Origin of the sequence: Blastochloris viridis (assembly GCF_001402875.1) — a bacterium.
Taxonomy (GTDB): domain Bacteria; phylum Pseudomonadota; class Alphaproteobacteria; order Rhizobiales; family Xanthobacteraceae; genus Blastochloris; species Blastochloris viridis.
In genome coordinates, this window is record NZ_CP012946.1 from 605807 (window position 1) to 632024 (window position 26218).

General features: G+C 66.9%; 21 protein-coding genes. 12 read left to right on the plus strand and 9 right to left on the minus strand.

Annotated elements, in window-relative coordinates; genetic code table 11:
- Positions 1 to 77: 77 nt before the first annotated feature.
- Positions 78 to 869 carry a DeoR/GlpR family DNA-binding transcription regulator gene (locus BVIR_RS02750; protein ID WP_055036331.1) on the minus strand — a complete coding sequence of 264 codons (792 nt, stop codon included), beginning with the start codon at positions 867 to 869 and terminating at the stop codon, positions 78 to 80.
- Between the two features lie 1166 nt (positions 870 to 2035).
- On the opposite strand from BVIR_RS02750, the gene BVIR_RS02755 reads away from it, so the two are divergent.
- Positions 2036 to 2761: a class I SAM-dependent methyltransferase gene (locus BVIR_RS02755; RefSeq protein ID WP_055038629.1), complete on the plus strand. Its 726-nt coding sequence runs from the start codon at positions 2036 to 2038 to the stop codon at positions 2759 to 2761.
- 174 nt (positions 2762 to 2935) lie between these two features.
- On the opposite strand, the gene menA is transcribed toward BVIR_RS02755, so the two are convergent.
- The 6 genes from menA to BVIR_RS02785 form a co-directional block, all read right to left on the minus strand.
- Positions 2936 to 3838, minus strand: a complete 903-nt coding sequence (gene menA, locus BVIR_RS02760) for a 1,4-dihydroxy-2-naphthoate octaprenyltransferase (protein ID WP_055038630.1) — start codon at positions 3836 to 3838, stop codon at positions 2936 to 2938.
- A 251-nt stretch (positions 3839 to 4089) separates the two neighbouring features.
- Positions 4090 to 5280 (minus strand): geranylgeranyl diphosphate reductase, encoded by a 1191-nt coding sequence (locus BVIR_RS02765; protein WP_055036332.1) that lies wholly within the window; start codon positions 5278 to 5280, stop codon positions 4090 to 4092.
- A 3-nt stretch (positions 5281 to 5283) separates the two neighbouring features.
- Positions 5284 to 6636, minus strand: a complete 1353-nt coding sequence (locus BVIR_RS02770; protein WP_055036333.1) for a BCD family MFS transporter — start codon at positions 6634 to 6636, stop codon at positions 5284 to 5286.
- Positions 6633 to 7508, minus strand: a complete 876-nt coding sequence (gene chlG / locus BVIR_RS02775) for a chlorophyll synthase ChlG (RefSeq protein WP_055036334.1) — start codon at positions 7506 to 7508, stop codon at positions 6633 to 6635. The genes BVIR_RS02770 and chlG overlap by 4 nt, the downstream gene beginning before the upstream one ends.
- Before the next feature lie 146 nt (positions 7509 to 7654).
- Positions 7655 to 9094 carry a transcriptional regulator PpsR gene (ppsR, locus tag BVIR_RS02780; RefSeq protein ID WP_171841641.1) on the minus strand — a complete coding sequence of 480 codons (1440 nt, stop codon included), beginning with the start codon at positions 9092 to 9094 and terminating at the stop codon, positions 7655 to 7657.
- A gap of 34 nt (positions 9095 to 9128) precedes the next feature.
- Positions 9129 to 10154, minus strand: coding sequence for a cobalamin B12-binding domain-containing protein (locus tag BVIR_RS02785; protein ID WP_169788571.1), 1026 nt, complete (start codon positions 10152 to 10154; stop codon positions 9129 to 9131).
- Between the two features lie 153 nt (positions 10155 to 10307).
- On the opposite strand from BVIR_RS02785, the gene bchF reads away from it, so the two are divergent.
- From bchF to puhE, 11 genes are all read left to right on the plus strand, one after another.
- Positions 10308 to 10865: a 2-vinyl bacteriochlorophyllide hydratase gene (gene bchF / locus BVIR_RS02790; RefSeq protein WP_055038632.1), complete on the plus strand. Its 558-nt coding sequence runs from the start codon at positions 10308 to 10310 to the stop codon at positions 10863 to 10865.
- The gene (locus BVIR_RS02795) at positions 10862 to 12157 is read left to right on the plus strand and encodes a ferredoxin:protochlorophyllide reductase (ATP-dependent) subunit N (RefSeq protein ID WP_055036336.1); all 1296 of its coding nucleotides are present in this window, start codon (positions 10862 to 10864) and stop codon (positions 12155 to 12157) included. The genes bchF and BVIR_RS02795 overlap by 4 nt, the downstream gene beginning before the upstream one ends.
- Before the next feature lie 3 nt (positions 12158 to 12160).
- A complete protein-coding gene (bchB, locus tag BVIR_RS02800; protein ID WP_055036337.1) occupies positions 12161 to 13774 on the plus strand; it encodes a ferredoxin:protochlorophyllide reductase (ATP-dependent) subunit B in 1614 nt (537 codons plus the stop codon).
- Complete coding sequence (locus tag BVIR_RS02805; RefSeq protein ID WP_055036338.1) at positions 13749 to 17468, plus strand: magnesium chelatase subunit H; 3720 nt, start codon at positions 13749 to 13751, stop codon at positions 17466 to 17468. Before bchB ends, BVIR_RS02805 begins: the two co-directional genes overlap by 26 nt.
- A 21-nt stretch (positions 17469 to 17489) precedes the next feature.
- On the plus strand, positions 17490 to 18392 hold the full coding sequence (gene bchL, locus BVIR_RS02810; RefSeq protein ID WP_055036339.1) for a ferredoxin:protochlorophyllide reductase (ATP-dependent) iron-sulfur ATP-binding protein: 903 nt from the start codon (positions 17490 to 17492) through the stop codon (positions 18390 to 18392).
- The gene (bchM, locus tag BVIR_RS02815) at positions 18392 to 19093 is read left to right on the plus strand and encodes a magnesium protoporphyrin IX methyltransferase (RefSeq protein ID WP_055036340.1); all 702 of its coding nucleotides are present in this window, start codon (positions 18392 to 18394) and stop codon (positions 19091 to 19093) included. Before bchL ends, bchM begins: the two co-directional genes overlap by 1 nt.
- Positions 19090 to 20529: a BCD family MFS transporter gene (locus BVIR_RS02820; protein WP_055036341.1), complete on the plus strand. Its 1440-nt coding sequence runs from the start codon at positions 19090 to 19092 to the stop codon at positions 20527 to 20529. The genes bchM and BVIR_RS02820 overlap by 4 nt, the downstream gene beginning before the upstream one ends.
- A 26-nt stretch (positions 20530 to 20555) precedes the next feature.
- On the plus strand, positions 20556 to 21332 hold the full coding sequence (puhA, locus tag BVIR_RS02825; RefSeq protein ID WP_055036342.1) for a photosynthetic reaction center subunit H: 777 nt from the start codon (positions 20556 to 20558) through the stop codon (positions 21330 to 21332).
- Positions 21329 to 22078: a photosynthetic complex putative assembly protein PuhB gene (gene puhB / locus BVIR_RS02830; RefSeq protein WP_197604389.1), complete on the plus strand. Its 750-nt coding sequence runs from the start codon at positions 21329 to 21331 to the stop codon at positions 22076 to 22078. Before puhA ends, puhB begins: the two co-directional genes overlap by 4 nt.
- 17 nt (positions 22079 to 22095) lie before the next feature.
- Positions 22096 to 22581 (plus strand): photosynthetic complex assembly protein PuhC, encoded by a 486-nt coding sequence (puhC, locus tag BVIR_RS02835; RefSeq protein ID WP_082416604.1) that lies wholly within the window; start codon positions 22096 to 22098, stop codon positions 22579 to 22581.
- A gap of 213 nt (positions 22582 to 22794) precedes the next feature.
- The gene (gene puhE / locus BVIR_RS02840) at positions 22795 to 23970 is read left to right on the plus strand and encodes a putative photosynthetic complex assembly protein PuhE (protein ID WP_055036344.1); all 1176 of its coding nucleotides are present in this window, start codon (positions 22795 to 22797) and stop codon (positions 23968 to 23970) included.
- A gap of 466 nt (positions 23971 to 24436) precedes the next feature.
- Here the strand turns inward: puhE and rpe are convergent, their stop codons facing one another.
- Together rpe and fba are read right to left on the minus strand one after the other, a co-directional pair.
- On the minus strand, positions 24437 to 25114 hold the full coding sequence (rpe, locus tag BVIR_RS02845; protein WP_055036345.1) for a ribulose-phosphate 3-epimerase: 678 nt from the start codon (positions 25112 to 25114) through the stop codon (positions 24437 to 24439).
- Entirely contained in the window at positions 25111 to 26193 is a 1083-nt protein-coding gene (gene fba / locus BVIR_RS02850; protein ID WP_055036346.1) for a class II fructose-bisphosphate aldolase, read from the minus strand. The genes rpe and fba overlap by 4 nt, the downstream gene beginning before the upstream one ends.
- Positions 26194 to 26218: the final 25 nt, after the last annotated feature.

Consider the following 26218-nt stretch of genomic DNA (forward strand, 5'->3'; position numbering starts at 1 on the left):
GTCAAGTTCGTACGATTTTGCTGAGGCTTGACCGAGGCTTGACCGAGGGGTGCCTGCGGTCGCGACCGCAGGGTGCGTCAATCTGTCCTGACACTTGTGCCGGCGACGGTGACCGGCAACCCGTTACGACGAAACGCGTCCGCCAGCGTCTCGGGCGGGGCGTGGTCGACCAGAAGGCCGGCGGCGCGGTCGCTGTTCGGAATGCGGATCGGGGTCGTGCGCTGGAACTGGGCGTGGTCGGCGAGCAGATATGGCCGCCGTGCGGCGAGCAGCATGCGTGCGCGCAACTCCGCGCCGTGGCGCGTGGTGTCGGTGGGCTCGCCGTCGCTGGTGAAGCCGCGGGCGGAGATGAACGCAAGGTCGCAGGAATAACTGTCGAGCGCCAAAACGGTGTCGACCCCGAACGCCGCCTCCTCGGTGGCGTCGACCTGGCCGCCGAGCACGAAGACGCGGATCAGCGGGTGGCGGACCAGCGCGAGAGCGTGGGTGAGCGAGTGGGTGCAAACGGTGATGTCGCGCTTGCCAAGCAACCCGGACACGATCGCGCCGGCCAGCGCGCCGGAATCGAGCAGAACGGTGGCGCCGTCCTCGATCAGGCTGGCGGCGAGCTGGCCGATGGCCTGACGGCCGCTGGCGCCGGAATCGCGGGTCGTCCGCTGTGGCTGGGGAATGTCGAGCGTGTCGCGGCGCATGGCGCCGCCATGGACAACCTCAAGTTCTCCGCGGTTGGCGAGCAGCTTGAGGTCACGCCGAATTGTCTCGCGCGACACGTCGAACGCGGTTGCGAGTTCGACAACGGATACCGACCCCGCCGCGTGAACGCGGCGGAGGATTTCCGACAGGCGGCGAACGGCCAGAGGACGCGACATGGTGAAAAAAATCTAACTTAAGGACAACCAAGCCATGACATCTGGTTTTCCGGTGGACAAGAGAAACCGCGGCGAAGGGAGAGGACACGGTCGCCGACCATGTGCAGGCCGCAGACCTGAGCCAGGAAAAGCCTCGGTTGGCGATTTCAACTCGGGAGGGACGATCCGGCCGATGGCGCCCACTATGAATTGTGTACGCGCGTTCTGCAACCGAGTTCGTGGTGTAGCGTCAGGTTGGCTGACCGGTTGAAGGCAGATTTGGCGAAAGAATTCGGGGACGATGGTGTGCCCTCTCAGCCGGTTTTGCCCGAAACCGCGCAATCGTCGGCGATTTTTTTGGAAAGCTGATGTAAAACTCAGGCTGGAGAGACCTGTTTCCGATGAAATTAGAAGTTTGGAATTCGGCAAAGCGGCATTGCCGAGTTTGCGGACGAAAAATGCTGCGGCACCAAAGCGATACAAACTAGAGTCGCGAAAATACACGCGAAAGGCGCACAAAGCCAAGGGCGCAACCGAATTCGGCCGCACCGCTGTCACCTGAACCGGTATGCGCTAGACGCATAAGTAAATTTTTTGACAAAACCGGTTTGAACGGAGATCTGGTGGAGAGATACCGCTTTTGGTGGCGGCTGAATTACCTGTCTGCCTCGCCGCATCGTTGCGGGTACCGGCGCTTCTGCGACATGAATGGGAATGACGGACGGCCGGGCGAGGGCGAATTCAATGCAGCCAGTCACCGCTTCAGCTTAGTCGAACCGGACGTGTCAAAGTTCTAGCATCTGCAATCTGATTTGCCAGATTACCATATACCGGTGCGAAAAGCCTGCGAAGGCGAAAGCTCTTGTCGTGCGAGGCACCGCGGCCGGACGGCGTGATTGCAGCTGGATTTGAATTTCGCGGCCACGAATGCCTCCAGCGCCCGAATCGCGCGCAGCCGACGGCGTTGCTGCTTGGCGCGACCGCGTGATTTGGCGGGAACGGCGTCCTCACGCCGCGATGAGCGCCAGAGGAGGGTGGCCAGCCGCCGCCCATTCTCCGCTCGCGCGGCTGACGAACTCCGCCCCAAACGCCGGCACCTCTGCTACAACGCGCGGCGCGCGAAACGTTGCCGCCCAAGCGGCGCAGCGCGGTTGCGCATGCCGTTGTCTATCAGGGAAATGCCCGCCATGACCGACCCGCTGTCCGGCAGCTTCGGCACCGAAACCGTCTCGCCCGAGGAGAGGCGGGCGCTCATCCGCCGCGTGTTCGTCGAGGTGGCGCCGCGCTACGACGTGATGAACGACCTGATGAGCTTTGGCATCCACCGGCTGTGGAAGCGGCAGTTCGCAGCATTGGCGGCGCCGAAGCGAGGTGAGACGGTGGTCGACCTTGCCGGCGGCACTGGTGACGTTGCGCGGCTGATGGCCGGGTCGGGCGCGCGGGTGGTGGTGGTCGATCCGTCGACGGCGATGATGTGCGCCGGCCGGCGGCCGGACGACGCGCTGGAGTTTGTGGCGGGGGAGGGCGAGCGGCTGCCGTTCGGTGCCGGCACCATTGATTGCCTGACGATTTCGTTCGGCATTCGCAACGTCACCCATCTCGGCGAGGCCCTGACCGAAATCCATCGGGTGCTGAAGCCGGGCGGGCGGTTCCTGTGCCTGGAATTCTCCCGCCCCCACGCGATCATTCGCCCATTTTATCAGGCGTGGTCGTCGACCGCGATCCCGGCGCTGGGCGCGGCGATCGCCGGCAGCCCGAGCGCCTACCGCTACCTGATCGAGTCGATCCGCCGGTTCCCCGATCAGCCGGCGTTCGCGCATCTGATCGAACAGGCCGGGTTCGCCGAGGTGCGCTGGATAAATTTGTCGTTCGGCATCGCCGCGATCCACATTGCGACCAAACGCAACGCCTGACGCCTCACGCCGGGTCGGGACGCCGCAATTTGGTGGCGCCATCAGAGCCACGACGGTTCGAAGGCGGGCGGCGCGTTCGCGCGGGATGCCCGGCAGGTCATGTGAAACGGGCCGATCGGCCGGGGTTTCGTCGTCGGCTCGCCGAACAGCTCCGGCCGATCTTAGGCTTGGGTATCAGACCGCGATCAGCAGCCCGCAGACCAGCAGCACGCCGAGCAGCACCTGGAACTGCGCGGTGCGCACCAGCACCTCGTTGAGGCCGGGCCCGACCGCCTCGGCGGCGATCCGGCGGCGCAGCGCGAGCGCGAGCGGCAGCGCCGCAAGCGTCGCCAGCGGTCCGAACGACAGCGAGGTGAGGGCGACCAGCACCCCGAACAGGCAGGCGCCGACCATGATCAGTCCGTAGAGGGACTGGGAGCGCTCAGGCCCGAGCAGAATGGCCAGGGTGCGGCGTCCGGAGGCGGCGTCGCCGACGCGGTCGCGGTGATTGTTGACCAGCAGCACCGCGGCAGCCGGCAGCCCGATCTGCAGGCCGCACATCAAGGCGGTCAGCGACCACGCCCCGGTCATCAGCCAATGGGTGCCGACAACCGCGGCGAGGCCGAAGAACGCCAGCACGAACACCTCGCCGAACGGTGTGCCCGAGATCGGCCGCGGCCCGTTGGAATAGCCGAGCCCGGCCACCAGCGAGGCCGCCCCGATCACCAGCATCGGCACGCCGCCGAGCACGATGGCGAACAGCCCGGCCACCGCGGCGCAGCCGAAGGCGATATAGGCCATGCGCTTGACGTCGGCCGGCTTCATCAGGCCGCTGGCGGTGACGCGGGTGGGGCCGAGCCGGTCGGCGGTGTCGAGGCCGGACTCGCCGTCGCGCCAGTCGTTGAGCAGGTTGGTGCCGATCTGGATCGCCAGCGCCACCGCCAGCGCGATCAGAAACCCCAGCACGGCGAAGCGCCCGCTGCCGGCCACGGCGGAGGCGGCGCCGACCGCCACCGGCACGATCGCCATCGACAAGGTGCGTGGCCGAATGGCCATCCACCAGATCGAGGCCGACGCTGCGCCGGTTCCTGTCGCCATCGCCATCAGATCTCACTCCCGAACCGCGGCCGTCCGCACTGCGCGGGCGGGTGCCGAAGCCGCGGCGCCGGTTGGGCCGGGCGACGGCGCCCCACTCTTGGCCCGAAGATCGCGGCGTGATCAGGGCCTGCCGCATCGAAAAGCCGATTCAATCGCGCAATTTCGACCAATGAACGACATGTCGACCGGCTGCCGCCCCGTTGCGGCCTGCCTGCCCGCGGCGCGGCGCAGGCGGCCGCGACGGATCGGCGTTACGGCCGGACGACGCCGAGCAGGTGGGCGATGTCCTTGAACAGGATCTTCATGTGGGCCGCCGGCTTCTTGCGGACCAACTCCTTGTTCATATAGGCGTCCCAGGTCAGTTTCTGGACGTCCTTGTCGCGGCAGATCGAGACGAAGCGCTCGCGCCGTTTGTCGTTGGTGTAGAAGAACCGCTGCAGCAGGCCGAGGATCCAGAACACCCGGCCGTGGTCCTTCATGAAGCGCTTCCTGGCAGTGGCGAGCGCGCGGACGTCGCCGGTGGCCAGGAACTTCTCGACCGCTTCGGCGGCGAGGCGGCCGCCAGTCAGGGCGTAGAAGATGCCCTCGCCGGAGGCGGGCGCCACCACGCCGGAGGCATCGCCCGCCAGCACCACGTCGCGGCCGTTGTCCCACACCTTCAGCGGGTGCAGCGGGATCGGCGCGCCCTCGTGGCGGATCATCTCGCAGCCCTCGAGCCCGGCGCGCTGGCGCAGCAACTGGGTCGCCTCGCGCAGCGCGAAGCCCTTGTGGGCGGAGCCGACGCCGATACTGACGGTCGGGCCGTGCGGGAACACCCAGCCGTAGAAGTCCGGCGAGACATCGCCCTGGTAATAGACGTCGCAGCGCCTGGGGTCGTAGGTGCCGGTGCCCTGCGCCGGGGCGCGGACGATCTCATGATAGGCGAACACGTACGGCACCTTGTCGGCGTTCGGCACGGTCTGGCGCGCCACTTCCGAGCGGGCGCCGTCGGCGCCGATCACGGCGTGAGCGCGCACGGTGGCCAGCTCGCCGCCGCCCTTGGGCAGGTAGCGCACCAGCGCGACGCCGTCGCTGTCGCGGTCGAGCCGCTCGAACGAGCCGGCCCGGCGGGTGGCGCCGGCCTTGGCGGCGCGCTCGCGCAGCCACTCATCGAAGGTCTCGCGATCGACCATGCCGACATAGCCGTCCTCGATCGGCATATCGACCTCTTTGTTCGAGGGCGACACCATCCGCGCCGCGGTCACCTTGGCGACGAGCTGCGATTCCGGAATGTCGAAATCGCGCATCGCCCGCGGCGGAATCGCACCGCCGCACGGCTTGATGCGGCCTGCCCTGTCCAACAGCAGGACAGAGTGGCCGCGCCGGGCGAGATCGGTTGCCGCAGTGGCGCCGGCAGGACCGCCGCCGACCACCACGACGTCGAAGGTTTCGTGCCCGCTCATGGCTCATCCCCTCCCTGTGCCGGCGGCGAAACCCTCTTCGACCGTCCGGGTCCGGTCGCGTTCGACCGGTTGTTCAAGACCGTGAATCTGCAGCGCAAGGACGGCAGATATGACGAACAGCAGTGCTTCGGTGGCAAACACGCCGGTATAGGCAATCACCGGCTCACCCACGAAGTAGCGAACCATGTCGACGGCGACGGTGCCGGCGAAGCCGCCGAGCCCGAACGCCACCGCCTGCGAGGCGCCCCACATGCCCATGCGCACGCCCTCGCGGGAGGCGCGGCCCTGGCCGGCAAGGCCCATCATCGAGGTGATGGCGGCGCCAGCAAAGGCGCCATTGGCCGCACCGAGTACGAACACCGAGGCGTTGAGCGGCCACACCGGGCCGACGGCGCCGGCAACCACCAGGCTCGCCAGCGCCATCGCAGAAACGAGGCAGCCGCCAATCACCCACTGGCGCATCGAGCCGGCCCAGCCGCGGCACAGCGAGGATCCAGCGATCGCGACCACGATCAGGCCGGTCAGCACGCCGCTGTGCTGGAGGCCGGACAGTTTGGTCGACTCACCCGGCGTCAGGCCGAACACGGCGCCGGCGAACGGCTCCAGGATCAGGTCCTGGGCGCTGTAGGCCAGCATCGACATGAACAGGAAAATGGTGAAGCGGCGAGCCTCGGGCTCCGCCCACACCTCGGCAAGCGCGACGCGGAACGGCGGCTTGGCGGCAGCGGCCTCGGCCGGCTGATGGGTCGCGCTGGCGCGGCCCTCGACGCCCCACACCGCCACCACGGCGAGCAGGAAGGCGGCCACCGCCACGCCGGAGGTCACCGCGACCAGCCGGGCCGGCGAGAACGGGTCGAGCAGATGGCCGGCGATGCCCGCGGTCACCGCGAAGCCGGCGATCATCATGATCCACACGATGGTGGCGGCCGGGGCGCGGCGCGGCGCGGCGACGCGCTTGGCCAGCAGCACCAACAGCGAGGTGCCGGCGGCGCCGACACCGATGCCGATCAGGGTGAAGGACAGCGCCGCCAGAATGGCGCCGGCGGCGAAATCGGTCGCCATCCACGCCGTTGCCAGCGCGGCGCCGATGCCGCCGGTCGCGAGCACCGCCATGCCGCCGACGATCCAGGGCGTGCGCCGCCCGCCGACGTCGGAGCCGTAGCCCCAGCGCGGCCGCAGCATCTGCAACGCGTAATGCCACGTGACCAGCGCACCGGGAATCATCGCCGGCAACGCCAGCTCGACCACCATCACCCGGTTCATGGTCGACGTGGTGAGAACGACGACGGCGCCGAGCGCGGTCTGGACCAGACCGAGGCGGATGATGCCGAACCAGCCGAGCGGGGTCTGCGTCATGCCCCACCCGCACCGAGAGCAAACGCGGACGTCAGCATGCCGAGCACGTAAAGCGTTGTTCCGGTGGCGTTATACCAGGCGGCTTTGCCTTTGGGATCCTTGAGCAGCGACACCATCAGCACGAACTGCGCAGCGAGCAGGCCGCCGACGATCAGGGCGTGAACCGGCCGGTCCCAATAGGCCAGCAGCCCGATCACCACCATCTGGGGCACCGCCATCACCACGCAGGCGAGCTTGGCGGCGAAGTCCTCGCCCAGCATCACCGGCAGCGAGCGGACGCCGAGCTTGCGGTCGCCCTCCACCGCCTTGAAATCGTTGGTGGTCATGATGCCGTGGGCGCCGACGCTGTAGAGAAAGGCCACCAGGATGATGCGCCAGTCCGGCATCACCGCTGCCATCACCGCCGCCCCGGTGAACCAGGGCAGCCCCTCGTAGCTCAACGCCACGGCGCTGTTGCCGAACCAGCCGTTCTGCTTCAGCCGGATCGGCGGCGCGCTGTAGAGCCACGCCAGCACCAGCCCGACGATGGCGGCGCCCAGCACCCACGACCCGAGCGTAGCGGCGACCGCCAGCGACAGCGCGGTGCCGATCATGGCGATGTAGAGGCCCCAGCGGCCGGGAATGCGGCCGGATGGAATCGGGCGGTTGGGCTCGTTGATGGCATCGACGTGGCGGTCGAACCAATCGTTGATCGCCTGGCTGGTGGCACACACCAGCGGCCCGGCGAGCACGATGCCGGCGACGATCACCGGCCAGCGTTCGGACGCCGGCAAACCGGAGGAAACCACGCCACAGCCGAACGCCCACATGGGCGCAAACCATGTGATCGGCTTGAGCAGCTCAAGAACCGCGGCAAGGGTCGGACGTTGCATGGCGCGGACACTATTCATGACACTTCGGCCCGTCAATTGAACCTGACAGTCGAAATGCCCTCGTGCCAGCCCGGATGGACAGTCATCGAAATGGCGTGGGTGGAACGACGTTGGCGGGTCGGTTTTCCCGAGTCAGCGCGGCCGGGTCAGCTTTCTTCGGCGTCCTCGGCCTCGTCGGGGCCGAGATCGCCCATGCCGAACCGGCGCAGCTTGGCATAAAGGCTCTGGCGGCTGAGGCCGAGCATCTGCGCCGCCGAGGCGCGGTTGTCGCCGGTGTGGGTGAGGGCAGCCTGAATGCACAGCCGCTCGATCACATCGGTGGTTTCCCGGACCAGCTCCTTGAGCGACACCCGGCCGACCAATCCGGTCAACTGCTCGACCGAGCGCGGCAACTGTTTCTCGCCGGTGGGCTCGACCGTCTCGCGGTGGCGGGCGTGGCGGATGACGAAGCCGTCGCACGGCTGCTCACCGTTGATCACCGCCACGGCCGAGATTTCGACCTCCTCGATCGAGCCGAACTCGCCGTGCACGACGGTCGAGAAGTTCCGCACCGAGCCGTATTCGCGCAGGTTCGCCACCAGGACACTGAAGTCGACGGCGTTGCGGCCGAGCCAGCGGTCGAGCGGTTCGCCGCGGGCCTGCTCCTCGGTGGCGAGTTGCGCCATGTCAAGAAAGGCCGGGTTGACGTCGAGCACTGTGTGGTCGGGGCCGGTGACCACCAGCGCGTCCGGCATCGAGTCGACCACCTTGAGCAGCTTGGATTTGGCGCGCGGCAGCACGCCGCTCGGCTCATTGTGGAGCGAGGCCAGCCGGAGCAGGAAGTGAGAGGCGTTTTCCTGCCGGAAGATCGAGGCCGACACTGAGAATTCCTGCTCGCCGTTGGCAAGGCGGGCGCGCACGTCATCGGCCCAGCCGGCGCCGCGCACTGCCACCAGCAGGTTCTGCACCGCACTCGCGCCGCTGTCGGCGAACAGTTCGGTGATCGGCTTGCCCACCAGCCGGCCGGCCGGCATGCCGAGCAGCTGCGCGGCCGAGGGGTTGGCCTCGACGATCTTCTGAGTGGAGACGTCGACGATCAGCACCGCCTCGGCGGCGAGGTGGAACAACAGGCGGTAACGGGTTTCGGCGTGGCGGAGCCGGGCATATTCCCGCTCCATTGACTGCTGGGCGGCGATCAGGCGCTGCTGCAGGTTGGCGATGGCGCGCAGATCGCGCCCGATCGCGACCACCCGGCCATTGTCGCCGAGGCGGACGGCCGAATAGCGCACCAGGAGCGTGCCGCCGCGCGGGGCGGCGTGGCTGATCTCGCGCCAGCGAGGCGTGCCGCTGTCTGCGGCTTCCTTCAGCAGCTGCTCGACCTTGGTCCGGCTCTCCACCGTGACGGTGTCGACCCAGCGTTGGCCCTGCCACGGGCCGAATCCACCCTTCTGCAGGTCTTCGCTGCCGAAGGCGACATCCTGGATGACCCCGTCCTGATCGAGGATCAGCGCAATGTCTGCCGCGGCCGCGATCAATTTGGCCGCGTCCAGCGTGTCGAGCTCGCCGAGCGACTGTTCAGGAGTTTTAAAGCGCGATACCGGGGTCAAGTGACCAATCAACGTCCCTGTTGCCGCGTGCGTCCTAGCACCGTCGCGCCATCAGACCGAGCAGACTCTGAGCTTGCAGAATTGCTTGGCGTCCGTCCACAGCAATCGCATCGGCCCCGATCTGGGTGACCCATTCGGGGTGATCGACGAACATCGGGCCGCCGACCATCACGCCAACGGCGCGATTGCAGGAGGCCCGCCGGATCGCGCCAACCATGGAGGCCACCTGATCAAGTGGGGTGTTGCAGTTGACGGTCAAGCCGACGAGGTCGAACCATTCGCGGCGCACGATCGAAACCAGCTCGTTCACCGAGCCGGGGTTGCCACTCCACACGTCCCAGCCGGCCCGGCGGAAGAACTCTTCGGCGATGCGGACGCCGAAGGCGTGCTGCAGTTCGAAGGTGCAGGGCTCGCCGGGCAGCGGCGCCCACAGCACGCGGCGGCCGTGCTCGTGGTGCTCGACCTCGGTCTCGAACGCCGGGCCGTATTCCCGCAGAAGCTGCTGAAGGTGGCACAGCCCGACCGTCACGTCGGTCGAATCGCACAGGTCGACCTGCCACAGGTCCTCAAGCAGGCGGGCGGTGGGGGCCAGCAGGTCGAGGAACAGCGTCTCCAGCGACATGCCGACGGACCGCAGCTTCTCAATGTACTGGGAGGCATCGGCAATGTCGTGCGACATCACGAGGCGGGCGAACTCCGCCACCTCGTCGGTGTTGAGCGCCGGCCGTTCGTCGTCGTCCGCCGGCGTCAGCGCCGGCTCGACCCGATGCACCAGCATCAGGCGCGGAATGATCTCACCCTCGATGGTGCGGGTAAGCTCGGTGTCGATCGGGGAGCCGTCGGCTTTCTCGAACAGGGCAGCAACGCCCCTATCCGTGTCGTCCCCAAGGGTATCGGTTCGCGTCGTCGCAAGCGGCATCACGCCAGCCATGGGTGTCCCCAGCACTTGCCGTGTTACGATTATCGGTTGCAGTTTGCAGCCAAAGGGACGAAGGCGACCGCGGTCCTCCCCGCCCTCTTCCCCTCTTTTTTTCCAGTTAAGTACATTTCCGGTCTGCATTCGATCAGGGCCTCCGCGTATTCGACTCCGCAGCCGGGCGCCGTAAAGTCGCATTGACGTCCAAATTCTTTGACAGGCGATCGGGCCGGTTTTAGTGTTCCGCCTCTGAGGGTCGACCTCGGCACGGTGGAGCGGCGCGAGCGAGGAGAGGTGATGCGTCAGCCGGGCCACAGAAAACCCCTCTATTCACCGGAAGAGCGTCGGCGTCGGGATGCCTCGCCCTGGACCATCGTCCAGGGGGTATTGGCGCCGCTTCAGTTCCTGGTGTTCCTGGTCAGCTTGTGGCTGGTGGTAAGCTACCTCCTGACTGGTGAAGGTTTCTTTGCCGCAACGGTATCCGTCGTCATCAAGACGGTGGTTCTTTACACGATCATGATCACGGGCTCGATCTGGGAACGTGACGTATATGGCAAGTATCTTTTCGTAGAGGCGTTTTTCTGGGAAGACGTCTTCTCGATGCTGGTGCTGGCGCTTCACACCGCCTATCTCGTCGCCCTCTATGTCGATGCCGATCCCCGCCATCAGATGTTCATCGCACTGGCGGCCTATGCAACCTATGTTATCAACGCCACGCAATTCCTGCTGAAGCTCAGGGCCGCGAGGCTGGACGGGGCGCACTCGGGCGCTGCTGTTGCCCAGGACCCTGCGATCGAAGGTGTCGCCATCGAAGGCGCGGCGATCGATCCCGGCGTGGCGAGGTTGACGAAATGAGCGGATTGGCGGCAACGCCCCGGTCGACGGTCCCTGGCGGCTGCGGCGAACTCGCGGTGCTGCGCGAGCGCGGCCGTCGTGAGGTGTTCTGCGGGCTGGCCGGCATTATCTGGCTGCACCGCAAGATTCAGGACGCGTTCTTCCTGGTGGTCGGATCGCGCACCTGTGCCCACCTGATGCAATCGGCCGCCGGCGTGATGATCTTTGCCGAGCCGCGGTTCGGCACGGCCATCATCGAGGAGCGCGACCTCGCCGGGCTGGCCGACGTCAATGCCGAGCTCGACCGCGTGGTGACGCGGCTCCTGGAGCGGCGCTCCGACATTCGCCTGCTGTTCCTGGTCGGCTCGTGCCCGTCCGAGGTGATCAAGCTCGATCTGTCCCGCGCCGCCGAACGGCTCGATCAGCTCCAGGCCGGTCGCGGCGTGCGGGTGCTGAGCTATTCCGGCAGCGGCCTGGAGACCACCTTCACCCAGGGCGAGGACGCCTGCCTGGCCGCGTTGGTGCCGGAGTTGCCGGCGGAGGCGCCGGACGCGCCGCCTTCGCTTCTGGTGGTGGGCGCGCTCGCCGACGTGGTCGAGGACCAGTTCAGCCGGTTGTTCGCCGATCTTGGCATCGATTCAGTGCGCTTTCTGCCGGCGCGCCATGCCGATGAGATGCCGCCGGTCGGGCCCAGCACCCGGGTGCTGATGGCGCAGCCGTTCGTGTCCGACACGGTGCGGGCGCTGGAGCAGCGCGGCGCCAAGCGCCTCACCGCGCCGTTCCCGTTCGGCGCCGAGGGCACCACGGCGTGGCTGGCCGCTGCCGCCGAGGCCTTCAACGTCGACCCCGAGCGGTTCCGCACCGTGACTGCGCTCGGCCAGGAGCGCGCCAAGCGGGCAATGTCGCGCTACCGCGACCAGCTCGAAGGCAAGCGCATTTTCTTCTTCCCCGATTCCCAGCTCGAGGTGCCGCTGGCGCGGATGCTGTCGCGCGAACTCGGCATGCGGCTGACCGAGGTCGGCACGCCGTATCTCCACCGCCAGAACCTCGCCGCCGAACTCGCGCTGCTGCCGGCCGACGTCGTGCTCAGCGAGGGGCAGCATGTCGAAAACCAGCTCGACCGCTGCCGCGCCCAGAAGCCGGATCTGGTGGTATGCGGCCTCGGCCTCGCCAATCCGCTGGAGGCGGAAGGGCTGACCACCAAGTGGTCAATCGAACTTGTGTTCTCGCCGATCCATGGCTACGAGCAGGCTGGGGACCTTGCAGAAGTCTTTGCCCGTCCGCTGATGCGGCGCGCGCGGCTGGAGGTCTAGGCCATGCAGCTGACGGTCTGGACGTACGAGGGGCCTCCTCACATCGGTGCCATGCGCGTTGCCACTGCGATGGAGGGGCTGCACTACGTGCTGCACGCCCCGCAGGGCGATACCTACGCCGACCTGCTGTTCACCATGATCGAGCGGCGCTCCAAGCGGCCGCCGGTCAGCTATTCCACCTTCCAGGCTCGCGATCTCGGCGCCGATACCGCCGAGCTGTTTCAGGAGACCGCGCGCGAAGCCTATGAGCGGTTCAAGCCGCAGGCGCTGCTGGTCGGCTCCTCCTGCACCGCCGAACTGATCCAGGACGATCCGGGCGGGCTCGCCCGCGCGCTGAACCTGCCGATCCCGGTGGTGCAGCTCGATCTGCCGTCCTATCAGCGCAAGGAAATCTGGGGCGCGGCCGAGACCTTCTACCAGTTGGTCCGCGCGCTGTGTGCGCCGCACGCGCCCAAGCCCGGCGAGCCGCGTCCGGCAGGGGCCGCCGGTGCCAAGCCGCGCTGCAATCTGCTCGGGCCGACCGCGCTTGGTTTCCGCCACCGCGACGACGTGGTGGAGATCACTAGGCTGCTTGGCGAACTCGGCATCGAGGTGGCGGTGACCGCGCCGCTCGGTGCGACGCCGGCCGACGTCGCCCGGCTCGGCGAGGCCGATTTCAACGTCGTGCTGTATCCCGAGACCGCCGGTCAGGCCGCCGGGTGGCTGAAACGCACCTTCGGTCAACCGTTCACCACGGTGGTGCCGATCGGCTACGGCGCCACGCGCGACTTCATCAACGAGGTGGCGCAGCTCGCCGGGGTCGACCCGTCACCGGTGCTGTCGGGCGTGCGCTCGCGGCTGCCGTGGTACTCGCGCTCGGTCGACTCGACCTATCTCACCGGCAAGCGGGTGTTCATCTTCGCCGACGGCACCCACGCCGTCGCCGCCGCCCGCATCGCGGCGGAGGAGTTCGGCTTCACGGTGGTGGGGCTCGGTACCTACGCCCGCGAGTTCGCCCGCGAGGTGCGCGAGGCCGCCAAGCGCTACGATGTCGAGCCGCTGATCACCGACGACTATCTGGAGGTCGAGGCCAAGGTGGCCGAGGCCCATCCCGATTTGGTGCTCGGCACCCAGATGGAGCGGCACATCGCCAAGCGCCTCGGCATCCCGTGCGCGGTGATCTCCGCGCCGGTCCACGTACAGGACTTCCCGGCGCGCTACGCCCCGCAGATGGGATTTGAGGGCGCCAACGTCATTTTCGACACCTGGGTTCACCCGCTGATGATGGGCCTTGAGGAGCATCTCCTGACGATGTTCCGGAAGGATTCAGAGTTTCACGACGCGCCGTCGCACCTTGGCGGCGCGCTGCCGTCCGCCGCCGGCGCCGAGACCGACGCGTCCTTGCCCGGGAGCGAGGCGGTTTCCCTGAACGCCGAATCGGCGCCGTCGTCGCCAACCTCGACCACGCTGCCCGCGTCGCTCACCTGGGTGCCCGAAGCGGAGAAGGAATTGCGGAAAATTCCGTTCTTCGTCAGGGGCAAGGCCCGTCGCAACACCGAACGCTTCGCGCTCGAGCGGGGCGTTTCGATCATCACCGTGGACACGCTCTACGATGCAAAAGCGCACTTCGGCCGCTGACACGACGAGCATTCGCGTCGTTATCGTCACTCTCGACAATCACTTGGCGAGCGCGGTCGATCGCGCCGGAGCCAAGCTGCGGCGTGAGTTGCCCGGCCTGACTTTCACGCTGCACGCGGCCACCGATTTCCACGCCGATGCCGACGCGCTCGAGCGTTGCCGTGCCGACATCGAGAAGGCCGACATCATCGTCGCCACCATGCTGTTCATGGAAGACCACATCCAGCCGGTTCTGCCGTGGCTGGAGAAGCGGCGCGAGGACTGCGACGCGCTGGTGGTCTGCATGTCGGGTGCCGACGTCAGCAAATTGACCAAGCTCGGCCGCTTCAAGATGAACGAGGGCGGCGGCGCGCTCGGCTTCCTCAAGCGGCTGCGCGGCAAGGATTCCTCCAAGCCCGGCGGCTCGGCGGGCGCCCAGCAGATGAAGATGCTGCGGCGAATCCCGAAGATTCTGCGCTTCATCCCCGGCACCGCCCAGGACGTTCGCGCCTACTTCCTCACCATGCAGTATTGGATGGCGGGGTCGGAGGAGAACGTCGCCAACATGGTCCGCCTGCTGGTGGACCGCTATGCCGACGGTCCGCGCAAGAGCCTGCGCGGCACGCTGAAGGCCGCGGCGCCATTCGAATATCCCGAGGTCGGGGTCTACCATCCGCGGCTGAAGGACAAGATCGGCGAGCGGGCCGACAAGCTGCCGACGGCGTCGGGCGCGCGCGGCAGGGTCGGCCTTCTGGTGATGCGCTCCTATGTGCTGGCCGGCAATGCCGGGCACTATGACGGCGTGATCAAGGCGTTCGAGGCGCGCGGCCTGTCGGTGGTGCCGGCGTTCGCCTGCGGTCTCGACGCCCGGCCGGCGGTCGAACGCTATTTCCTGCAGAACGGCCGCGCCACCGTCGATGCCATCGTCTCGCTCACCGGCTTCTCGCTGGTCGGCGGCCCGGCCTACAACGACGCCAAGGCGGCCGAGGAGATGCTCACCGCGCTCGACGTGCCGTACGTGTCGGTCACGCCGGTCGAGTTCCAGACCATCGAGCAGTGGGAGGACAACGAGCGCGGCCTGTTGCCGGTCGAGGCCACCATGATGGTCGCCATTCCCGAGCTCGACGGCGCCACCGGTTCGATGGTGTTCGGTGGCCGCTCCGCCAATGGCGTGGACGAAAACACCCGCGACATGCGCGTGCATGAGGAGCGCGCGGCGATGCTCGCCGCCCGCGTCGACCGCATGATCGCGCTGCGACAGCGCGCGACGGCCGAGCGTAAGGTCGCCATCGTGCTGTTCAATTTCCCGCCGAACGCCGGCAATACCGGCACCGCGGCGTACCTGTCGGTGTTTGCCTCGCTCCACAATACGCTGAAGGCGATGAAGGCATCCGGCTACCAGGTCGAGGTGCCCGAGAGCGTCGATGCGTTGCGCGAGCGCATTACGGGCGGCAATTCGTCCCGCTTCGGCGCGCACGCCAACGTGTTCGTCCGCATCCCGGCAGCCGACCACGTCAAGCGCGAGCGCTATCTCAGCGAACTCGAGCAGATGTGGGGTCCGGCGCCCGGCCGCCAGCAGAGCGACGGCTCGTCGATTTTCGTGCTCGGCGAGCAGTTCGGCAACGTGTTCGTCGGCGTCCAGCCCGCGTTCGGCTACGAGGGCGACCCGATGCGCCTTCTGTTCGAGAAGGGCTTCGTGCCGACCCACGCCTTCACCGCGTTCTATCGCTGGATTCGCGAGGACTTCGGCGCCGACGCCGTGCTGCATTTCGGCACCCACGGCGCGCTGGAGTTCATGCCCGGCAAGCAGGCGGGCCTGTCGTCCAAGTGCTGGCCGGACCGGCTGATCGGCGATCTGCCGAACCTCTATCTCTACGCCTCCAACAACCCCTCGGAGGGCACGCTGGCCAAACGGCGCGGCAACGCCACCTTGATCAGCTATCTGACGCCGCCGATCGCCCACGCCGGGCTCTATCGCGGCTTGCTCGAACTCAAGGGCTCGATCGAGCGCTGGCGCCAGCTTCCGCCCGAGGCCGCCAGCGAGCGGCGCGAGTTGACCGTGCTGATCCAGGCCCAGGCCGCGAGCGTCGATCTCGTTCAGGCCGAGCCGGCCTGGGAGGACAGCGAGGTCGGTGCGAGAATCCTCGCCCTCAACACCGCGGTGCTCGAACTCGAATACACCCTCATTCCGCACGGCCTGCACGTGATCGGCGAAGCGGCGACGCCGGCCGAGCGCGTCGACCTGCTGATGTCGGTGGCCGAGGCCACTCATAGCCTGCGGCCGTCGAAGGACTCGATCGAGGCCTTGGTCGAGGGCACGCCCGCCGATCAGGCGCTGGCGATGAGCGGCCTTGCCAATGACGAGGCGGCGCGGGCGATGTTCCAGGAGTTGGCGGAGACCGACCGGCTGCTGGCGAAGGACCACGAGATCGCCGCGATCCTGCGCGCGCTCGACGGCCGGTTCATCCCGCCGGCGCCGGGTGGCGACCTGCTCCGCACCCCGACGATCCTGCCGACCGGCCGCAACCTCCACGGCTTCGACCCGTTCCGCATCCCGAGTGCCTTCGCGATCAAGGACGGCGCCCAGCAGGCGGCGCGGCTGCTTGCCCGCTACGTCGAGGACGGCAATCCGTTCCCCGAATCGATCGCGCTGGTGCTGTGGGGCACCGACAACCTCAAATCCGAGGGCGGTCCGATCGCCCAGGCCCTGGCGCTGATCGGCGCCACGCCGCGCTACGACAATTACGGCCGCTTGTGCGGGGCGAACCTCATTCCGCTCGCCGACCTTGGCCGGCCGCGCGTCGACGTGGTGATGACGCTGTCGGGCATCTTCCGCGACCTGTTGCCGTTGCAGATCAAGCTGCTCGCCGAAGCGGCCTTCCTCGCCGCGACCGCCGACGAGCCGGAGGAGCTGAACTTCGTCCGCAAGCACGTGCTGGCCTATCAGCGGGCCAACAATTGCGACATCGAGACCGCGGCGCTCCGGGTGTTCTCGAACGCCGACGGCGCCTACGGCTCGAACGTCAATCAGCTGATCGGCAACAGCCGGTGGGAGGACGAGGACGAGTTGGCGGAGACCTATACCCGCCGCAAGTGCTATGCCTATGGCCGCGCCGGTAGCGCGGTGCGGCAGCCCGAGCTCTTGACCAGCGTGCTGTCGAACGTGCAGCTCGCCTACCAGAACCTGGAGTCGGTCGAGCTCGGCGTCACCACCATCGACCACTACTTCGACACGCTCGGCGGCATCAGCCGCGCGGTGAAGCGCGCCAAAGGCGGCAACGACCTGCCGGTCTATATCGGCGACCAGACCCGCGGCGACGGCTCGGTGCGCACGCTCGGCGAACAGGTGGCGCTGGAAACCCGTACCCGGATGCTGAATCCGAAATGGTATGAGGGTATGTTGAAACACGGATATGAGGGCGTGCGTCAGATCGAAGAGCACGTCACCAACACCATGGGCTGGTCGGCGACGACCGGGCAGGTGGCGCCGTGGGTCTATCAACAACTCACGCAGACCTATATGCTGGACGATGAAATGCGTCAGCGCATGGCGGCCCTCAATCCGACCGCCTCCGCCAAGGTTGCCAATCGCCTGCTTGAAGCGCACGCACGCAACTACTGGAATCCGGACCCTGAGACGCTGGAGGCGTTGCGGCGGGCCGGAGAGGAGCTCGAGGATCGACTTGAAGGCGTCGGCGTGGATGTCGCTGCGTAATTGCGGCATCTCAGGGAGACTATGGTGAAGCCCGTTACCCTAATCGATAGTGGATCCCGGCGGCCGGACGGCGAGGGCAGCGTGCAGGTTCATATGGACCAGCGCCTGAGCCTTGGCACGGCGAAGATTTTCTCGATCTATGGCAAGGGCGGTATCGGGAAGTCGACCACGTCGTCCAACCTGTCCGTCGCGTTCTCCAAGCTCGGCAAGCGGGTGCTGCAGATCGGCTGCGATCCCAAGCACGATTCGACCTTCACGCTCACCAAGCGGCTGGTGCCGACGGTGATCGACATCCTCGAAAGTGTGGATTTCCACCCCGAGGAACTGCGTCCGGAAGACTACGTCTTCGAGGGCTATAACGGCGTGATGTGCGTGGAGGCCGGCGGCCCGCCCGCCGGCACCGGCTGCGGCGGCTATGTCGTCGGCCAGACCGTCAAGCTCCTGAAGGAGCATCATCTGCTCGAGGACACCGACGTGGTGTTGTTCGACGTGCTGGGCGATGTGGTGTGCGGCGGCTTCGCCACGCCGTTGCAGCACTCCGAGCGCGCGCTGATCGTCGCGGCCAACGATTTCGACTCGATTTTCGCGATGAACCGCATCGTCGCCGCGATCCAGGCGAAGTCGAAGAACTATCCGGTCCGGCTCGGCGGCGTGATCGCCAACCGGTCGGTCGATATCGACCAGATCGAAAAGTTCAACGCAGCTGTGGGTCTCAAGACCCGTGCGCGCATTCCCGCCCTCGACGTCATCCGCCAGAGCCGGTTAAAGAAGGCGACTCTGTTCGAAATGGAGTCGACGCCGGAGGTGGTGGCCGTGCAGAACGAATACCTGCAACTCGCGGAGACGCTTTATGCCGGCGTCGACCCTCTGGTCGTGAAGCCGCTGAGGGATCGCGAGATTTTCGATCTTCTGGGGTTTGATTGATGGGAACCGCGTCGTACCAGGAGCGCCGAGGCGAGCTTGAGACCTACTTCGACCGCACCGCGGTCGAGGCGTGGTCCAAGCTGACGTCCGACGCGCCGGTCAGCGGCGTCCGCGCGACCGTACGTGCCGGGCGCGATCGCATGCGCGCCACGCTGCTGTCCTGGTTGCCGGCGGACCTCGCCGGCCGGCGGCTGCTGGACGCCGGCTGTGGCACCGGCGCGCTGTCGGTCGAAGCGGCGCGGCGCGGCGCCGATGTGGTGGCGATCGACCTGTCGCCGACCCTGGTCGGCCTCGCCGCCGAGCGGCTGCCGAAAGACCTCGGCGCCGGCTCGATCGATTTCCGCGTCGGCGACATGCTCGACCCCGACCTCGGCCGTTTCGACCATGTCGTGGCGATGGATTCACTGATCCATTACGAGGCGGCGGACATTATCCGGGTTCTGGCCGGCATCGCCCCGCGCACCTCGAGCTCGATCCTGTTCACCTTTGCACCTCGCACCCCGCTTCTGACCCTGATGCACCTGATCGGCCGCCTGTTCCCGCGTGGCGACCGCGCGCCGGCAATCGTGCCGGTGACCGCGGCCGAACTCGCGCGGCTGGTCGCGGCCGAGCCGGTGCTGGCCGGATGGCGGCCCGGGCGCTTGCAGCGCGTCACCAGTGGCTTCTACATTTCCGAGGCCATGGAGCTCGTCCGCTCATGAGTAACGAGACCCCGCCGAACCCGGAACTGCCGGCCGTCCAGTTCTGGAGCAAGTTCACCTCCCAGCTGATGCCGTTCGCGGACGCGGCCTCGGTGGATCTGCCGTTCGGCCGGCTGCTTCGGCTGTCGCTGTTCCAGTTCACCGTCGGCATGGCGACCGCCATGTTGGTGGGAACGCTGAACCGGGTGATGATCGTCGAGCTGGGCATGGGCGCCTGGCTGGTGGCGGCGATGATCGCGATCCCGCTGCTGGTCGCGCCGTTCCGCGCCATCATCGGCTTCAAGTCGGACCATTACCGGTCGTCGCTGGGCTGGAAGCGGGTGCCGTTCATCTGGTTCGGCACCATGCTTCAGTTCGGCGGCTTTGCCTTCATGCCGTGGGCGCTGATGATCATGTCGGGCGACGCGGTGGGGCCGGTGTGGGTCGGCCACGTTGGCGGAGCACTGTCATTTCTGGCAGTCGGTGCTGGCATGCAGACGGTGCAGACCGCAGGTCTTGCGCTCGCCACTGACCGTGCGTCGGAACAATCGCGGCCCCGCGTGGTGGCGATGATGTACGTCATGCTGCTGGTTGGCATGCTGGTCGGCGCGTTCGGATATGGCCTGCTGCTGCAGGACTTCAGCGTGCTGCGGCTGATCCAGGTGATCCAGGGCCTCGCCGTGGTGTCGCTGGTGCTGAACCTGATTGCGTTGTGGGGCCAGGAGCCGCGCAACTCCAAGCGCGTCGCCATCGTCGAGCCGCCGTTCGGCGAGGTGTGGCGTGGCTTCGTCAAACAGACACACGCTGCTCGCTTCCTGGTCGCCCTTGGCCTGGGAACGGCGGCGTTCAACATGCAGGATATCGTGCTGGAGCCGTATGGCGGGGAAATCCTCGGCCTGTCGGTTTCGGCGACGACCGCGCTGACCGCGCTGATGGCAGCTGGATCTCTGGTTGCCTTTGGGCTCGCCGCCCGTCTGCTCGGCCGCGGAATGGATCCGTGTCGGCTTGCCAGATTCGGCATGCTGATCGGTGTGGCGGCGTTTATCGTCGTCATTCTCGCCGGCCCGCTGGAGCTACCGCTGCTGTTCCGTATCGGCGTTGCGCTGATCGGTTTCGCCGGCGGTCTGTTCTCAGTGGGCACCTTGACCTTTGCCATGGGTCTCGATGCCGAGCAAAATGGGCTCGCGCTCGGGGCCTGGGGTGCGGTCCAAGCCACTGCCGCTGGTGGGGCAATCGCTCTAGGCGGCGCGCTACGTGACGTGGTATCCGAGTTCGCTTCCCTCGGGCTGCTCGGCCCGGCGATGAACAGCCCGCTCGCCGGTTATGAGTTCGTCTATTCCATCGAACTGCTCCTGCTGTTCGCCGCGCTCGTCGTGATCGGACCGCTGGTAAAATCCCATGGCCAGCACCGTTCTCGTCGGGATTCCTCGTTTGGTCTTGCCGAATTCCCCGGCTAGACAGTTTTCTGCCCACGGAGGTTCTTATGTATCACGGCGCTCTCGCTCAACATTTAGACATCGCACAACTCGTATGGTACGCGCAGTGGCTGGTCATCTGGACGGTTGTCCTGCTGTACCTCCGCCGTGAGGACCGTCGCGAAGGCTACCCGCTGGTCGAGCCGCTTGGTCTCGTCAAGCTGGCGCCGGAAGACGGCCAGGTCTACGAGCTGCCCTATCCCAAGACGTTCGTGCTCCCGCACGGCGGCACCGTCACGGTTCCGCGTCGTCGTCCGGAAACCCGCGAACTGAAGCTCGCGCAGACCGACGGCTTCGAAGGCGCCCCGCTGCAGCCGACCGGCAATCCGCTGGTCGACGCCGTCGGCCCGGCTTCGTATGCCGAGCGTGCGGAAGTGGTCGACGCCACGGTTGACGGCAAGGCCAAGATCGTCCCGCTGCGCGTTGCGACCGACTTCTCGATCGCGGAAGGCGACGTCGATCCGCGTGGCCTGCCGGTGGTTGCCGCTGACGGCGTCGAGGCTGGTACGGTTACCGACCTCTGGGTCGACCGCTCGGAGCACTATTTCCGCTACCTCGAGCTCTCGGTGGCCGGCAGCGCCCGCACCGCGCTGATCCCGCTCGGCTTCTGCGACGTCAAGAAGGACAAGATCGTCGTGACGTCGATCCTGTCCGAGCAGTTCGCCAACGTGCCGCGTCTGCAGAGCCGCGACCAGATCACGCTGCGCGAAGAAGACAAGGTGTCGGCCTACTACGCTGGCGGTCTGCTCTACGCGACGCCGGAGCGTGCGGAATCGTTGCTGTGAGCCACGACGATTTCGAAGGTGAGTATGCTCCTGGCCTGCCGGGTCCACTCCCGGCAGGCGAGGACATGCTCTGGCAGGGGGCGCCGCAGTGGCGGCGCCTCGCTGTACAAGCGTTCCATGTACGGGCGGTCGCAGCGTATTTTGCGCTGCTGATCGTCTGGGCCCTGCTTGCCGGCTATGGTTCGGAGACGACCAAGGCACTTACCCTCACCGTGAGCTGGCTGTTCACGGGCGGTGCGGTTGCGGTCGGCGTCTTCCTGCTCGCCGCTTGGGCCACCACACGGAGCACGGTGATCACCATCACCACCCGTCGGGTCATCATCCAGTGCGGCGTGGTGCTGCAGATGACGTTCAATTTGCCGTTCAAGGCGATCGAACGCGCTGCCCTCCGGCTTTATTCCGACGGCACCGGCGACATTCCGCTGACGCTGAGCCCGAGCAGCACCGTCAACTACGTCGCGATGTGGCCGTACGTGCGGCCGTGGCGTTTCGAGCGCCCCGAGCCGATGCTGCGGTGCATTCCCGATGCCGCGAAGGTTTCTGAAATCCTCGCCAACGCAATGAGTGCCGCCGCCGCCGCGCGCGCCGAGCAGCATGCCAAGGACGAGGCGTGGTTCGGCGGCAACGACGGCGCGGGACACGCGGCGCCGGCCGCAGCCGGTACCGCCGAGGCGGCTGCGCCGAACGAGGCGACCGCGACCGAGATCGAGACGGACCAGCCGAAGTCGGCCTCGGTCAATAAGTAAACCGTTAGGAGTGAGCCGTGGACGGAACGCCCCCCCAGCCTCGGAATCGGCTTTCGCTGCGAACCCTGCTGGGGTTCGCAGCGGCGGTGGCCGTTGTCGCGGTGCTCGTGTTCGGCCCCCACCTGAGGGGTGATATCGGCGTTCCGCCTGATGCGCAGCCGCGCACGGTGGTTGAAACCCGCGATCTGCGGTTTGAGACCAACGACGAGGGCCACATCGCGGTGTTCGACGCGGTGAGCACGGATCGCATCTATCTGCTCGAGGGCGACAAATGGGGCTTTTTGCGCGGCATGGTTCGTGCGTTTGCTCATGAGCGCAAGGTCGCCGGCGACGGTAGTGACAAGCCTTATCGCCTGTCGCTGTTTTCCGATGGTCGCCTGACGCTGACCGATCTTTCAACCGGACGTGACTTCGTCCTCAACGCGTTCGGGCCGACCAACATCGCCCAGTTCACCCGGTTCCTCAAATCCCAGGAAGGCAAGGCGGGAGAGGCGACGCAATGAGCGTTTCGACCTCGGAGGATGGTTCAGCGATACCATCCGGCCTCACGGCCGCCGACTTTTGCGCCGCCGCGTCGGTCACTCGGCGCGGTGTCCATGTCCATGATCGGCGGTCCGCGGGCGCAAGCATCGGCAGTCGCGTGATCGTTCCGATCCTTCCGAACCCGCCGCCTCATCGGGTCCGCCAGGCGCCCGCCCAGTAGAGGGGAGGCGCCCATGGCCGACTACGGCATTGCCGTGCTCTACGCCCTGTTCTTGTGGTGGTTTAGCACGGGCGCGATACTTTTTCTCGACGGTCTGCCGCGGTGGACCTTCAAGTGGAGCATGGCCGGCGCCACCGCGCTGCTGGCCGGGGCATTGCATGGCGTCTGGGCGACGTCCTATGACGTGACGCCGTTCGGGGCCTACGCTGGCTTCTCGTGCGGGCTGATGGTGTGGGCCTGGAACGAGATGGCGTTCCTGATGGGATACGCCACCGGTCCGGTGCGCGCGCCCTGTCCGCCGGCGGTCACCGGATGGGCGCGGTTTTCCCTCGCCACCCGTACGATTCTCCACCACGAGCTGGCGATTCTGGCGTCGGCGGCGCTGGTGGTGGCGGTGACCTGGGGAGCGCCAAACCAGGTCGGGACAGTAACGTTCTTCGTGCTGTGGCTGATGCGGCTCTCGACCAAGTTCAACATCTTCCTCGGCGTTCCCAACCTGTCCGAAGAGTTTCTGCCGACGCACCTGGAATACCTGAAGACCTATTTCGTCCGCCGGCCGATGAACATGCTGTTCCCGTTCACGGTGACGGCGTCGACATTGTTCACGACCTACCTCGTGCATAATGCGGTGACGTCCGCGCCGTTTCCAGCGGCGGCCTATTCGCTGCTGTCGACGCTGTCGGGGCTCGCGGTGATCGAGCACTGGTTCCTGGTGGTGCCGCTGCCGGTCGCCGTGCTGTGGCGGTGGGGGCTGCGAACGCACGAGAACCTGCGCACCGGCCCGCAGGCTTGGCCGACGCTGTGCGAGGCTTGCCCGCTGGTTCGGGAAGCCAGCCAGGACCACGCGCCCGACGGGACGACGCCGCAGCTTCGGGCCTGGAGCATTCCGCTCGATCTCGACTGCGATTCGGTTCGGCTGCGGGAATTGCTCGATGCCATCAGCAATGGCAGCTACGGCGAGATCGAGAGCGTGGACGGCATCGTCAGATCCGGCGGCGGCTGGATCCGATTTGACCTTGAGGGGGTGTCTGCGGTCGAGTTCGACGCGGGCGGCAGGCCACGCCACCACCCGCGCGTGGTCGCGGTCGGGCGCGCGCTCGACGGCACTCGGCTGCAGGAGGCATTCGTCGGCTGCGCCGCGCGTCCGGCGGAGCTTGGCCGGCGGGAGGCCGGAGGGGCCGGACATTGACCGGCGGCGGATCGAGCGAGATTGCGCTGGCGCTGTTTGCGAAAGCGCCGACGCGGCGCCCGGCCGATCAGGCCACGCAACACGTTGATCGTCGGCAAAAGACTCAATTCATCAATGAATTATACCAACGGCCTTTACGTTTGACCTTTGGTCGACGTCGGCTCGCCTCATCCTGAGGAGCGGTCGCAAGACCGCGTCTCGAAGGATAAGGCGACGCTGACGGCGGCCTTCGGCCCATGCTTCGAGACGGCTGCTTCGCAGCCTCCTCAGCATGAGGCCGCGAAAGGTCGCTCCTCAGGGCCACTGGTATTATCGGCGAGGATGTGCCCGATCACCGCGGGTTCATTCGGACACCGTAGAAGCGGTTGCCTGCTTGAAGACGGAGCGTGCCGCGCCGCCGGGGAAACCGCATAAAAACCCCCGGTCGCCGCTGGCGCCGGGGGCATCGACGGTGGCCGGCGCGAACTTAGGCGGCGACCTGAAACGCGGCATCGATCTCGGCCCGCATCGCCTTGATGGTGGCGGCATAGTCGGACGAGCCGAAAATCGCGCTGCCGGCGACAAAGGTATCGGCGCCGGCCTTGGCAACCCGGCCGATGTTCTTCACCGTCACCCCGCCATCGACCTGAAGCCGGATGTCGCGGCCCGACTCCTCGATCAGCCGCCGTGTGGCGGCGATCTTCGGCAGCATGCCTTCGATGAAGGCCTGTCCGCCGAAGCCGGGGTTGACGGTCATCAGCAGAACCAGGTCGAGCTTGGGCAATACCCAGTCGAGCACCGACAACGGCGTGGCCGGGTTGAGCACCAGGCCGGCCTGGCAGCCCTTGGAGCGGATCAACTCGACGGTGCGGTCGACGTGGCGGCTGGCTTCGGGGTGGAAGCTGATGAGATTGGCGCCGGCATTGGCGAACATCTCCACCAGCAGGTCAACCGGCTCGACCATCAGGTGGACGTCGATCGGCGCCGTGGTCACCTTGCGCAGCGAGGCCAGCACCGGCGGTCCGATGGTGAGGTTCGGGACGTAGTGGCCATCCATCACGTCGAAGTGGATCCAGTCGGCGCCGCCGGCGAGGACGGTGTTCACCTCCTCGCCGAGCCGCGCAAAATCGGCCGACAGGATCGACGGCGCGATCACCATGCTCATGCGGCGGCCTTTCCGTCGGTCACCACCTGCTTCAGCTCGCCCTTCTTGTATCGCGCGGCCATCTCGTCGAGCTCGATCGGCTTGATGTTGCCGGCCTGGCCGGCGGCGCCGAACGCCTCAAGCCGGGCGATGACGACCTTCTTGGCGGCATCCTGGGCGACGGCGAGGTACTTGCGCGGGTCGAATTCCGACGGGTTCTTGGCGAACACCCGGCGCACCGCCGCGGTCATGGCAAGGCGGATGTCGGTGTCGATATTGACCTTGCGCACGCCGTACTTGATGCCCTGGACGATCTCCTCGACCGGCACGCCGTAGGTCTCCTTCATGTCGCCGCCGAACTCGCGGATCTCGGCCAGCAGTTCCTGCGGCACCGAGGACGAGCCGTGCATCACGAGGTGCGTATTCGGGATGCGGGCGTGGATCTCCTTGATGCGGTCGATGGCAAGGATGTCGCCGGTCGGCTTGCGGCTGAATTTGTAGGCGCCGTGCGAGGTGCCGATGGCGATGGCGAGGGCATCGACCTGGGTCTCGGCGACGAAGCGGGCGGCCTCCTCGGGGTCGGTCAATAGCTGCTCGCGGGTCATGGTGCCCTCGGCGCCGTGGCCGTCCTCCTTGTCGCCCTTCATGGTCTCCAGCGAGCCGAGCACGCCGAGCTCGCCCTCGACCGAGACGCCGATGGAGTGGGCGATCTCGACCACCTTGCCGGTGACGGCGGCGTTATAGGCGTGGTCGGCCGGGGTCTTGCCGTCGTCCCTCAGCGAGCCGTCCATCATCACCGAGGTGAAGCCGTTGCGGATGGCCGAGACGCACACTGCCGGCGAGGCGCCATGGTCCTGGTGCATCACGATCGGAATCTCAGGATAGGACTCGACGGCGGCGAGAATCAGGTGCCGCAGGAAGTGCTCGCCGGCATATTTGCGGGCGCCGGCAGAGGCCTGAAGGATCACCGGCGCCTGGACGGCTCTCGCACCCTCCATGATGGCGCGGACCTGCTCCATGTTGTTGACGTTGAAGGCCGGCAGGCCATAGCCGTGCTCGGCGGCGTGGTCGAGCAACTGGCGCAGCGATACGAGGGCCATGTTCAAGTCTCCTGAAAAAGGTCAA